Origin of the sequence: Aequorivita xiaoshiensis (genome assembly GCF_022008395.1) — a bacterium.
In the GTDB taxonomy this organism is placed as follows: Bacteria; Bacteroidota; Bacteroidia; order Flavobacteriales; family Flavobacteriaceae; genus Aequorivita; species Aequorivita xiaoshiensis.
The window spans coordinates 691,210-704,050 of sequence record NZ_JAIRBB010000001.1 but is presented as its reverse complement, the minus strand read 5'-3'; the positions used below and the strand labels follow the sequence as shown (position 1 = coordinate 704,050).

Below are 12,841 nucleotides of genomic sequence, written 5' to 3'. Positions count from 1 at the left end.
AAATTTTATTAGTTGAATGCGTCTTGCTGTCTTGTTCTTCATCATATTTTATTTTTAATTATATAGTCACCTTGCCAATGCTTGACAATCGAAATTGAGTTACCATTGGTTTTCATTATTACTCGTGATGAGATTTCAATTTTAGGGTTTTGTGCGTTCATATTACGAATTTTTAGTTGTTGATTTCTAAAACAAAGCTGCGACAAAAAACACTATAATAAAAGGTAAGCATCCCCAGATTTAGGAAAATAGGGATGTTTTGAAACGTGTAAGATAATGAAAATGAAGGTTATAAGGTTTGTTTCAGTGATTCTGAAGTAGACGGAATTCCCCAACCCTATATTTATAAATTTCGGGTTGAAATGGGGTTTTTAGGCGATATTCTTGATTTCTTTAATGTAAAAAGAAGGGTTTAATCCAGTATCTTTTTTGAAGTATTTGGTAAAAGAATCTGCCGATTTATAACCTACTTCTTCAGCGATGGATTGAATAGAATACGACCTGAAAATCACATCGTTTTTAAGACGAAGTATAGCGTAATTGATGCGAAGATCATTGATATATGTATTGAAGTTTTTTCCGTAATGTGAATTTATAACTTTAGAAAGATAAGAAGTATTTGTGCCTATTTTCTTGGCAACATTATAGGAGCTACATTCTTGCTTTAAGAAATATTCCTGCTTTTCAAGTTTTTTAAGACCATCTAGAATATGTTGCTTAATGTCTTCAGGTACATCATTACTGTTTTTTTCTTCTAAATCCTCATCCTTCGTATCTATAATTTCATCTGATTGCTTGGCAGCTTCAATTTTGGCCAGTAATTGCTCGAATTTAAACTCATTTGCCTTTTTGTTTTTATAAAAGCGAAGTAAAACGAATAGTAGAATTAGGATTACAAGGGATGCGCTTAACATTAAATAGTTTAGGTAAGATTGCTTGTTTTCTTTTTCGGTTATTAGCGAATTGACTTCATTTCTAAAAGCTTCTCTTTCATTTTCTAATAGTGATTTTTTAGCACTGTCCTTGAGTTCAGTTTGTTTTTCTTTAGAAGTAAGGTATTTTTCAAAATAGAAACTCGCTCTTTCAAAATTTCCTGTTTGTTTATAGGCTTCGGCAAGTTTCTCATAATAATCTTTCATAAAGCCTTCTTCAACAGAAGTAACATTATAATCATCCAAACCCTTCTGTAAAATTTCGCTAGATAAGTGATAATTACCTTCTGCCAATTCAATTTTACCTATAAGATAGGCGTAGTTTATTTTTATAAGATCGTATTCGGTTGGGCAAACATCAAAATATTTGTGATAGAGTTTTTTAGCCTCTTTAAAACGTTTTTCTGTATAAGCAATCTCAGCTTCTGCAGCATACGAAAAAGCCATATAGCATGTGTCTAAATCCTTTTCAGAAAATTGTTTTATTTTATCGACATATAATTTTGCCGAATCTACTTTTTCCAGCTCGAGGTAAGAATTTGATAAGTAAAAACTTATCATGGCTATTTTGGAGTTTATAGATTTTTGTGTGAAAGTTGAATCTACCGTTTTATTTTCAAAGAAATCAAGCGATTTTTTACGAATATTTATTGCCTTTCTAGTATCGCCACTAACATCAAGAACGGAAGCAATTTTATTATATGCTATCTGTTTATAAAAATTACTTTTATACGTTTCAGCCAACTGAAGAAGATCTTCATAATACTCCAATTGTGTTGAAACATCACTAACTACCAATTGCAAATCCGACAAATAGGCCAGTGACTCCATTTCTTGTTCGCGCAAGTTATGTTTTTGGGCAAAATGCATATTTTTTTCAGACTGTTCGCTAGACTCTTTAAACATTCTGTTGTGATAATAGGAAACGGCAATAGCGTTTAGACCAACCCATTCATTTATTAAGTCATTCTCTCGTTGACTTTTTAGAATATAAGCATTTGCAGCAGTGATGGTTCTATCTACGTCGGTATATGAATATTTATGTATTGTATCGTTAATACTATCGAAAGATAGATGTGAAAATTCACCTTCCGATTGAGAAAGTGAAGTTGATATTGAAAGTACTATTAAAATAGCAGAGCAGAAAAATTTCATTTTTGCTGAAAGTAAGTCGTAAATATACTAAAGCAAACAGAAAATATTTGTAATAATGTTACAGATTACACAGTTTATAAAATAACAATTAAAGAATATTGTAATAAAACGTTTTTCTATTAAGATTAAGATGAACACAAAATTAGAACAACTTCAACTGTGGATTTTTAAGTTCTAGAAAGTGAGATGTATCTAACTTCTTTTTCGATTTACCTTTTAGATATCGATTTTTAGCTATTGCCATAGTGTTTTTAACTTGTTCGCTAATAGTTCCTTCTCCTTTAATACGTCTTCCCCAATCACTGTCGTTTAGACTTCCTCCGTGACATTCAGCAATTTGATTCAAAATGCGTTCTGCTTTATCGGGGATAGTTTTATACGCCCAGTCTTTAAAAATTTCAGCAATTTGTCCGTTCAATCTTACAATAGTATAATTCACATCAACCGCTCCAAGTTCTGCTACTTTCTTAACTAGTGGTAGAATTTCATGACTGTTTAATGAAGGGATTATCGGCGCCATCATTACCCTTACTAGAATGCCATTTTCAGATAAAACTTTAACTGCTTTTAACCGTTGTTTGATACTGGCCGTGCGAGGTTCCAATAATCTTCTAGTGTCTTCGGAAAGCGACGTAATAGAAATATTAACTTGAATTATATTCAGTTTTGCCATTTCCTTCAGTATGTCTAAATCACGAAGAATCAATGAATTTTTAGTGATTATTCCTGTAGGATGTTTCCATTTCAACATTATTTCTAAACACTTTCTTGTTATTTCGAGTTTGCGTTCAAGAGGCTGATAACAATCGGTATTTCCAGAGAAAACAATAGTATCACCTTCCCAATTTTTGGAAGTTATTTTCTCTTCTAAAAGTTGCGGTGCATTTTTTTTAAAAAGAATTTTTCGTTCAAAATCCAACCCAGCACCATAACCCCAATATTCGTGACTATTTCTTGCATAGCAATAAACACAACCGTGTTCGCAACCTTGGTAAGGGTTTGCAGAAAACCCCATTCCAACATCGGGACTATTTACTTTGTTAACAAACGTCTTTGGGAATACCCCAATATAGTTAGTTTTATTTCTATCGGCCTCCTCTCCTTCTACTTCACAGAAATTTAAATATTCATCTAAAATTTCGTGCTTATTTTCGAAAAATCTATTTTGAATATTTTTCTGAGCTCCACGACCATTTAAAGTTTTTTTAGACATACTGAAGTTGAATTATTAATTTCAAAGTTAAACACTATGTTGGAATTTATCCTTTTTATATTGGATTATTTCCATAAATATATTTATTCAAATTCCAATAACTAACAGTTTATTCTTCAATATTCAACCTTAGAAACAACAGAGTTACATTGATATCCAAGGCTTTAATAGTAAAAAGGAAATTCAGTTAATGTCAATTATTACAAGGGTTTAGCTCAATTTTTAATTTTATGAAATCCATTTGGGTTTTATTGAAATCGATTTAAGTTTGTTAGCAAAACACTAATTCTCTAATTAAATAAACATCTTTTATGAAAAAAATTTTACTTGTTTGAATATCTTTTGCTTGTACAGCAATAGGTTTTACTCAGAACATCGAAAAGGAATTCTTACTTTCTGAATATCGATCTTCAGACGGATTTGAGTATGAAAAATACACTTATAACTCAGATATGTTATTGAGTTCTACAGACGCACTTCTTATAGATGACAACGTTAGATATAGAAATACTTTAACTTACGATGTAGCAAACAATGTGATTAAACTAGATGGATATCAACAAATAAACGGCAACTGGACCACGTTTATTATTTGGACTACGAATACGACCAAGATGGAAATCTTACCACCCGAAAAAATTACAATAGTTTTGGAGGCTCTACTTTTGAGCTAGGAGGAATTTATAAATATTTTTATACCAGCAACAATCAACTTGAGTCTTGGGAGCTATACTTTAATGAAACAGATTTGATTGAAGTTGGCACCGTTACCTATAATGCCGAGGGTAAAAAATTAGAAGAACTTGGAACAATGGGCGTTTCAAATCAAAATTTATTTGCAAACAATTTACGTATGTTCCCTAATCCTGCTACAGACCAATTTACTATTTTTAGCGATAAAAATATAATTACCGCTGTTGATATTGTAGACACAACTGGAAAAGTGGTTTTAAAAGAAACTAATCTGTCTGTGAAGGAAGCAACGTTAAATACTTCAACCCTTCAATCTGGTGTTTATTATATTAGAGTTGTCTCCTCAAAAGGCATTGTTACTAATAAATTGGTGGTGCAATAACTAAATAAATTACATGTATATATACTAAAAGAAGTTTAAGATCAAAAACACATTGTAAAGGTCGGGAGGTGTATTACAACGCTTCCCGACTTTTCTTATTTAGAGAAATCTTAAAGAGACTATAAAGTATTAGTTTTCAACTATATTTTAATTTATTTTTAAACAAAAATTGCCGATGTATTACAGGAAAAAGCACGGAAGGGGGTTTACATATAAAGATGAGAACGGTAAAACCGTCAAGGATAAAGACCTAAGAAACTGGATAAAATCGTTAGTAATTCCACCTGCTTGGACAGATGTTGAAATTAGTGAAGACAAGGACGCCGACCTTTTAGTTACCGGCAGAGACGACAAAGAACGCAAACAGTACATATATCATCCAAATTATAGAGAGCGGCAAACTGCCGAAAAATTTGATCGCATCGTCGATTTTGCAGATCGATTGGAACATATGCGTCGCGTTACAGGTCAACATCTCCGTAAACAAAAGTTAAATCGTGAGAAGGTATTAGCTACAATGTTAAGATTATTAGAATCGGCATTTTTTAGACCAGGTAGCGAGACTTATGCCAAAGAAAATAAAACTTATGGCTTAACCACTTTAAGAAGTAAGCACTTGACCATTGAAGGCGATGAGATAATTTTTCATTACAACGGAAAATCAAATCAAGAACAGGAAAAGCATATAGTGGATGGAAAGCTAGCCAAAATCGTCCAACAAATTGATGATATTCCAGGATATGAAATTTTCAAATATCTCGATGAAAATGACTCTATCGTTGACGTTAAAAGCGATGATCTAAATGCCTACATTCACGAAGTGATGGGCGAAAAATTTTCAGCAAAGGATTTTAGAACTTGGGCAGGCACCATGATTGCTGCAATTGCATTAGATGAACTTGGAGTTGTGGATAAAAAAGACCAGAAATTACTCGACAAAAATATTAAAGAAGCTGTGAATCGAGTTTCCGAGAGATTAGGCAACACCCCTTCGGTTGCAAGAAGTTCGTATATAGATCCACGTGTAATTGATAATTATACTCAAGGTAAAACGCTACAATATTTTGAAAAAGAAATAAACAAACTTCTTAAAAAAGCAGAAAACCTATCGAAAGAAGAAGTAGGGGTATTGTGTATGTTACGGAACCGTTTAAAAAACTAGTAAAATGCATTAAACCTTGAATAAAATAAAATCACATTTTTAATAAATCTGGTATCTTAACTTTCGCTTTGTTAATAATATTACTACTCTAGTGTTTTAAACGCACTAACCTCCACTTGTCTTCTTGTTTTTCGTAATTGTTAATAAACATTTGACAACAAATTGACCTTTCGATAAAATCACATTCATTTAATTTTCATCTTTATACTTTGAATACTATTTATAATTTTTAGTACGCATTCTTATGGAAATTACCCAAGTTATTAAGAGAGATTTTACCACCAAACTCTTTCATTTACAAAAGATTACAGATGCAATTTTAAAAGCAATGACCGCTGCAAATCACGGTGGACCTGAGGATGCAAAGCGCATATCTGAAATGGTATATGAAGCTTTGCTAGAAAGAAAAAGCATGGATGGGAAATATATCCCAACTGTAGAAGAAGTTCAAGATTTTGTGGAAACGAAATTGATGGAAAGTGGATTTTTCGATGTAGCAAAAGGGTATATCCTGTACAGGAATCAACAAACCCAAAAACGAAAGCTAAACATATTCGAAAAGCGAGTAAATTTAAAGCCATACGAATATCCAGCGCTTTATGAATATGTTCCAGCTATTCGTCATTCATATTGGATTCACACCGAATTCAACTTTACTAGCGACATCCAAGATTTTAAAACTCGTCTTACCGACGTAGAACGCAACGCTATTAAAAATACAATGCTGGCTATTTCTCAAATTGAAGTAGCTGTGAAGAATTTCTGGGGCGATCTTTATCATAGAATGCCAAAACCAGAAATCGGGTCGGTAGGATCAACCTTCGCAGAAAGTGAAGTTAGACACCACGATGCATACTCACACCTTCTTGAAATACTAGGCTTAAATGAGGAATTTAAAAACCTAAAGAAGAAGCCAGTAATTATGATGCGTGTTCACTATTTAGAAACCGCACTTAAAAACGCAAAAAGTGAAGACAATAAAGACTATGCCGAATCTGTTTTACTTTTCTCACTCTTTATCGAGCACGTTTCATTGTTTTCACAATTCTTGATTATCATGGCTTTTAACAAGCATAAAAACATGTTGAAAGGTATTTCAAACGTGGTTGAGGCTACTTCAAAAGAAGAGCAAATTCACGGCGACTTTGGAATTGATTTAATAAAAATCATTAAAGAAGAGAATCCAGATTGGTTTGACGAAGGCTATCACAATATGATTCAAGAAATGTGTAGAGAAGCTTTTATCGCCGAGAGCAGAATAATCGATTGGATTTTTGAAGATGGCGAACTAGACTTCTTGCCAAAAAATGTTGTAAACGAGTTTATCAAAAACCGTTTCAACAAGTCGCTTGAAAGTATCGGAATTGAAAAAATATTCGACATAGACGAAAGTTTATTAGCGGAAACAGAATGGTTTGACGATGAGATTATCGGTACCAAGCACGGAGATTTCTTCGTAAAACGCTCAATAAACTACAGCAAAAGAACCCAAAGTATAACCAGTGATGACCTTTTTTAAATGAACGAACTAAACACCAACCTCGACACACAGACTCCAACGTCAAATTCAGAAACTGACCACTTAGTAAACGCTAGAAAAGAAGCATTACACAATACAAGTGAAGAAAAACAAGGCTTTAAATGGCTTACTGAACACAGTCGTAACTTTTTAGCTTCTGGCTACCTTACACCAGGGGTTACTCCAGAAGAACGCATTAGAGAAATTGCAGATAGAGCGGAACAAATTCTAGACATACCTGGTTATGCCGATAAATTTTACCACTACATGTCTGAAGGGTTTTTCTCCTTAGCATCACCTGTTTGGTCTAACTTTGGAAAAGAACGAGGACTTCCTATCAGTTGTTTTGGATCGCACGTTAGCGATGATATGGGGAATATACTCTACACCCAATCTGAAGTTGGTATGATGTCTAAACTTGGAGGAGGAACTTCAGGGTACTTCGGAAAAATTCGTCATCGTGGAGCTGAAGTAAAAAATAATGGCCAAGCGTCAGGAGCTGTTCATATTATGCAACTTTTTGAATCTATGGTTGATGTTGTAAGCCAAGGTTCGGTAAGGAGAGGACGATTTTCACCATACCTACCAGTTGAGCATCCAGACATTATGGAGTTCTTAGAAATTGGTACGGAAGGGAACCCTATACAAGAATTAACACACGGGGTTACTGTAACCAACCAATGGATGCAGGAAATGATTGATGGAGATGAAGCTAAGCGTACTATTTGGGCAAAGGTATTGCAAAGAAGAGGTGAAATGGGCTATCCTTACATCTTCTTTAAAGACAACGCTAACAATTCGGCTGCAGATGTCTACAAAGATAAAAACCTGCCTATTTACGCAAGTAATTTGTGTACTGAAATAATGCTGCCATCTAACGATAATTGGTCGTTTGTATGTGTGCTTTCTTCAGTGAATTTATTACACTACGACAAATGGAAAGATACCGATGCGGTTGAAACTATGGTATATTTCTTAGATGCAGTAATTACCGAATTTATTGAAAAACTAGAAGTTTATCGTGACTCTGATAGCCGCGAAGACAGACAGACGTTCCTTTTCATGGAGCGCGCTTATAATTTCGCCAAGGACAACCGCTCTTTAGGGCTTGGGGTTCTAGGATGGCACTCGTTGTTACAATCTAAAATGCTTCCTTTAAATAGCCAAGAAGCTTATAACTTGAATAGTGAGATATTTAGAGTTATTAAAGAGAAGTCGTATAAAGCTTCAGAAGAATTAGCTGAAAAGTTCGGCGAACCAGAAGTACTTAAAGGTTACGGAAGACGTAATGCTACTTTAAATGCTATCGCACCAACTACTTCATCCGCCTTTATCTTAGGACAAGTGTCACAGGGTATCGAACCTATCTGGTCTAATATTTATGTAAAAGATATCGCCAAGATAAAAACTACAATTAAAAATCCATTCTTAGAGAAATTACTCGAAGAGAAAGGGATGAATACTCTTGAAGTTTGGAGAAATATTCGCGATTACGACGGTTCCGTACAACACTTAGACTTTTTAACCGATGAAGAAAAAGATGTGTTTAAAACTTATTCTGAAATCGACCAAATGGATTTAATCTATCAAGCTGCTAATCGTCAAAACCACATCGACCAAGGGCAGTCTGTAAACATTATTATTCATCCAGAAATGCCAGTTAAGGAGATTAATAAAATTCACGTAACTGCTTGGAAACTTGGTTTGAAATCACTGTACTACCAACACAGTATGAATGCTGCACAAAAGTTTGCTCAGAAAAAAGATTGCGCAAGTTGTGAAGCGTAAACTTCTTGATTAGCCAACTATTTTATATAAAAAAACAGGTTCAATTAATTTTGAACCTGTTTTTGCTTTTATAGATAGCTTCGGTAAATGCCGATTAAAGGCGTTAGTACTTATCCTTTAAATTTGTAAGCATAATCTCTGTCATTTCATCCAATGAAACTTTGCTTTCCCAACCCCAATCTTTTCTAGCTTCGCTATCGTCTATACTTTGTGGCCAACTATCGGCAATATCTTGTCTAAAATCTGGTTCGTAAGAAATTTTAAATTCTGGAATGTGTTTTTTGATACTTTCAGTAACCTCTTCAGGATCAAAACTCATTCCAGCAAGATTATACGAACTTCTAATTTTAATATCTTCCTTATCGGCTTCCATAATGCTCACTGTTGCACGAATAGCATCATCCATAAACATCATTGGTAAAGTTGTTTCAGCATTTAAAAAGGAAACATACTGCTTGTGTTTAAGTGCCTTATGGTAAATATCTACTGCATAATCGGTAGTTCCTCCACCAGGTAAAGTTTTGTAGCTAATTAAACCGGGGTAACGAATACTTCTTACATCTACCCCATAACGCTTATTGTAATATTCGCACCAGCGCTCGCCAGTTTGTTTACTAATTCCGTATACTGTACTTGGCTCCATAATAGTGTGTTGTGGGGTATTATTTTTTGGAGTTGTAGGACCAAAAACAGCAATACTAGATGGCCAAAATATTTTTTCTACTTTTTTATCCTTAGCTAAGTTTAAAACGTGAAAAAGTGAATCCATATTTAAGTTCCACCCACGCATAGGGAATTTTTCTGCAGTAGCCGAAAGCATAGCTGCCATTAAATAAACTTCAGATATTTCATAACGAATTACAACTTCTTGTATAGCTTCATAATTAGTAGCGTCCAATATTTCGAAAGGACCACTGTTCATAAGTTCTTCCTCACCTTCACGGATATCACTTGCAATAACTTTATGTGATCCAAATTCTTGTCTTAAATACATTGTAAGCTCTGTTCCTATTTGCCCACAGGCCCCAATAATCAGAATCCTCTTTTTCATCAATTTTCTTTTTATCAAAATGAGGTGCAAATATACGGATAATCAAGTCTTTCCCTTTAAAAAAATTAACGTGTCATTTCCTTAATAACCAGTATATTTGTGGTTCTTTAATTTTTTATGAAATTTATAATTCCAATTTTAATAGCTATTAGTTTCCTTTTTTCCTGTGGAAATAATTCTGAAGTACAAAAAGCAGAATTGCCGAACACCAATATGTCTATAATTTTTGGCGATACAACCTATACATATCCTCAACTTTCAGAACCGGCAAAAGAACAAGCTGTAAAATGGGGTGTTCTGGAAGATCTTATCCAAGAAGCAAAAAGCACTAACGGAAGCAACTACCGAGACTTACGCGAACACGCAGTAAGGCTTAGAGAAATTTCAGATTCTCTATTTAAAAAAATTCCAGATACGCTAAATACAAATCCAATAAATAGCAGGTTGTTAGTTCTAAAAACTAGATCAGAATTATTATATCAAACATCACATCAAGACAATATAGACTCTTTAAATATCCAAGAATCTGTAAAAGAACTAAACATTGCAGTAGAGAATTTAATCACTCACTTAAATGAGAAGTTTTTAAAAGACAAAATAGATTATCAAAGAAAAGAAGATGAAGAGAACGAATTAAAAAAGCAAGAGCGTTTTCGAGATTCTATATTTGAACTAGAGTTACAAGATAAAAAGAACTAGAAGTGTAACAATAATTCCGAGTGAGCAACTTATTGCTTAGAAAAATTTAAATAGCCCGATATTAATAATTTCAATTGAAGATGAAAACAATGGGCAGTTCTTGCTTAACAAGCAAGTAAGCATCTTCCGCTAAAAACAAAAATCAATATAAATGAAAACAAAATTTTTAAAACCTGTTGTAGCTTTCGCGGTAATCGCAGCTGCTACAACCGCTTGTAAAGAAAAAACCGAAGTGGCGGTAACTGATACTGAGCCACACGGAATCATCTTGGCAAACATGGACACTACTGTGAACCCAAAAGATGATTTTTACAACTACGTGAACGGAAACTGGATGAAGAACAACGAGATTCCTGACGATGAAACTAGTTGGGCTGGATTTACGATTCTTCGGAAAAAGACGAGTAAAGACATGCTTAATATCTTGGAAAAAGCGAGAAAGAGCGGAAAATATGCTCCAGAAACCGACCAAGCAAAAGCTTTGATGATTTATGAAACAAAGCTTGACACTGTAGCAAGAGACAAAGCTGGAATCGAACCATTAAAACCGGCACTTGAAAAAATTGCGGCCATAAATACTATTGAAGACTTTCAAAAAGTAATGAGTGAAAATGCTGTTGAAGTTTCACAGCCGTTTATAGGACTTGCAGCTTTTTCAAACCCAAGCAACAGTTCGATGAACTCAGCATATATCACGCCAGGTAGTTTAGGTCTTCCAGATCGTGATTTCTATACCAATACCGACCCTGCTTCTGTAAAAATTAGAGAGCAGTATGTAGATCATATTACAAGAATGCTTCAATTTTTAGGTGATTCGGAAGAGTCTGCCCGTAAACAAGCTGAAACTATTCTTGCTTTTGAAACAAAACTCGCTACGCCAAGATTGGATAAAGTTGCAAGCCGTGATTTTAGAAATTTCAACAATCCACGTAGCATAGACGAGCTTCAAAAAATGCTTCCTCAACTTCAGTGGAAAGAAGCCTTTAAAGGAATGGGTATTACCAAGGAAATGGATACTGTTATCGTAATGCAACCAAAGTATATGGAAACATTGAAACAAATGTTTGCTAATCCAGACTTTGAAACTTGGAAGACGGTAATGCGTTGGTCTACTTTAAACAACGCTACAGGTATGCTAACCACAGAAATTGAAAAAGCTAACTTCGATTTCTATGCTACAACTTTAAACGGAACTAAAACACAAAAGCCAGCAGATGAACGCGCACTTTCTACTGTTAATAGAAGTGTTGGAGAAGCTTTAGGAAAGCTTTATGTAGATGAAATGTTTCCACCGGAAGCTAAAGAGAAAGCTGAAAAAATGATTGCAAATGTAATTGCAGCGTATAAAGACCGTATCAATGCTTTAACATGGATGAGCGATAGCACTAAGGTAAAAGCAAACGAAAAGCTTGACAAATTCACTGTAAAAGTTGGATATCCAGACAAATGGAAGGATTATTCAGACATGCAAATAAAAGAAGGCAATACTTATTACGACAATATGCTTGCTGTACAAGCTTGGGGATTAAAAGATAATCTTTCTAAAATTGACGAGCCTGTAGATCGTACCGAATGGGGAATGAGCCCACAAACTGTAAATGCGTATTTCAATCCATTCAACAACGAAATCGTTTTTCCAGCTGCAATCCTTCAGCCACCTTTCTACGATTACAAGGCAGACGAAGCTGTTAATTACGGTGGCATTGGTGCTGTAATTGGACACGAAATTTCACACGCTTTTGACGATAGCGGATCGCGATTTGATGCTAATGGAAACTTAGCAAACTGGTGGACAGAATCAGATCTTAAAAACTTTACCGAGCGCGGCGATAAACTTGCTGAGCAGTACAGTAAAATTGAAGTTCTTGACAGTGTATTCATCAACGGAAAATTTACTTTAGGCGAAAACATTGGAGATCTAGGAGGTGTGTTAGGCGCTTACGACGGATTACAGCGTTTCTTTAAAGAAAATGGACGCCCTGATAATATAGACGGATTTACTCCAGAACAACGTTTCTTTATGAGTTGGGCTACTGTTTGGCGCACCATGTCTCGAGACGAGGCGCTACGCAACCAAGTAAAAACAGATCCACACTCTCCAGGAATGGTAAGAGCTACACAACCCTTATTAAATATCGATGCTTTTTACGAAGCTTTTGATATTAAAGAAGGAGATGGAATGTACCTTGCACCAGAAGATAGAGTGCGTATTTGGTAGTTAATCAACTTTTTCAAAAAGCGCAGTCG

Annotated in this window: 9 protein-coding genes; 6 read left to right on the top strand and 3 right to left on the bottom strand. The window is 34.6% G+C overall.

Annotated elements, in window-relative coordinates; translation table 11 throughout:
• Positions 1 to 371: 371 nt before the first annotated feature.
• Both K8344_RS03150 and K8344_RS03145 read right to left on the bottom strand, forming a co-directional pair.
• A complete protein-coding gene (locus K8344_RS03150) occupies positions 372 to 2,087 on the bottom strand; it encodes a helix-turn-helix domain-containing protein (RefSeq protein ID WP_237606836.1) in 1,716 nt (571 codons plus the stop codon).
• 142 nt (positions 2,088 to 2,229) lie between these two features.
• Entirely contained in the window at positions 2,230 to 3,300 is a 1,071-nt protein-coding gene (locus K8344_RS03145; protein WP_237606835.1) for a PA0069 family radical SAM protein, read from the bottom strand.
• A gap of 592 nt (positions 3,301 to 3,892) precedes the next feature.
• Here K8344_RS03145 and K8344_RS03140 point away from each other — a divergent pair.
• The 4 genes from K8344_RS03140 (at position 3,893) to K8344_RS03125 (ending at position 8,844) form a co-directional block, all read left to right on the top strand.
• The gene (locus tag K8344_RS03140; RefSeq protein ID WP_237606834.1) at positions 3,893 to 4,375 is read left to right on the top strand and encodes a T9SS type A sorting domain-containing protein; all 483 of its coding nucleotides are present in this window, start codon (positions 3,893 to 3,895) and stop codon (positions 4,373 to 4,375) included.
• Positions 4,376 to 4,550: 175 nt separating this feature from the next.
• Complete coding sequence (locus K8344_RS03135; protein ID WP_237606833.1) at positions 4,551 to 5,537, top strand: DNA topoisomerase IB; 987 nt, start codon at positions 4,551 to 4,553, stop codon at positions 5,535 to 5,537.
• Positions 5,538 to 5,781: 244 nt separating this feature from the next.
• Positions 5,782 to 7,056, top strand: a complete 1,275-nt coding sequence (locus K8344_RS03130) for a ribonucleotide-diphosphate reductase subunit beta (protein WP_237606832.1) — start codon at positions 5,782 to 5,784, stop codon at positions 7,054 to 7,056.
• A complete protein-coding gene (locus K8344_RS03125; RefSeq protein WP_237606831.1) occupies positions 7,057 to 8,844 on the top strand; it encodes a ribonucleoside-diphosphate reductase subunit alpha in 1,788 nt (595 codons plus the stop codon).
• A 103-nt stretch (positions 8,845 to 8,947) separates the two neighbouring features.
• On the opposite strand, the gene K8344_RS03120 is transcribed toward K8344_RS03125, so the two are convergent.
• Positions 8,948 to 9,895 (bottom strand): NAD-dependent epimerase/dehydratase family protein, encoded by a 948-nt coding sequence (locus tag K8344_RS03120; RefSeq protein ID WP_237606830.1) that lies wholly within the window; start codon positions 9,893 to 9,895, stop codon positions 8,948 to 8,950.
• A 117-nt stretch (positions 9,896 to 10,012) separates the two neighbouring features.
• Here K8344_RS03120 and K8344_RS03115 point away from each other — a divergent pair, with 117 nt between their 5' ends.
• Both K8344_RS03115 and K8344_RS03110 read left to right on the top strand, forming a co-directional pair.
• On the top strand, positions 10,013 to 10,594 hold the full coding sequence (locus K8344_RS03115; RefSeq protein ID WP_237606829.1) for a hypothetical protein: 582 nt from the start codon (positions 10,013 to 10,015) through the stop codon (positions 10,592 to 10,594).
• 151 nt (positions 10,595 to 10,745) lie between these two features.
• The gene (locus tag K8344_RS03110; protein WP_237606828.1) at positions 10,746 to 12,812 is read left to right on the top strand and encodes a M13 family metallopeptidase; all 2,067 of its coding nucleotides are present in this window, start codon (positions 10,746 to 10,748) and stop codon (positions 12,810 to 12,812) included.
• Positions 12,813 to 12,841 lie beyond the last annotated feature (29 nt).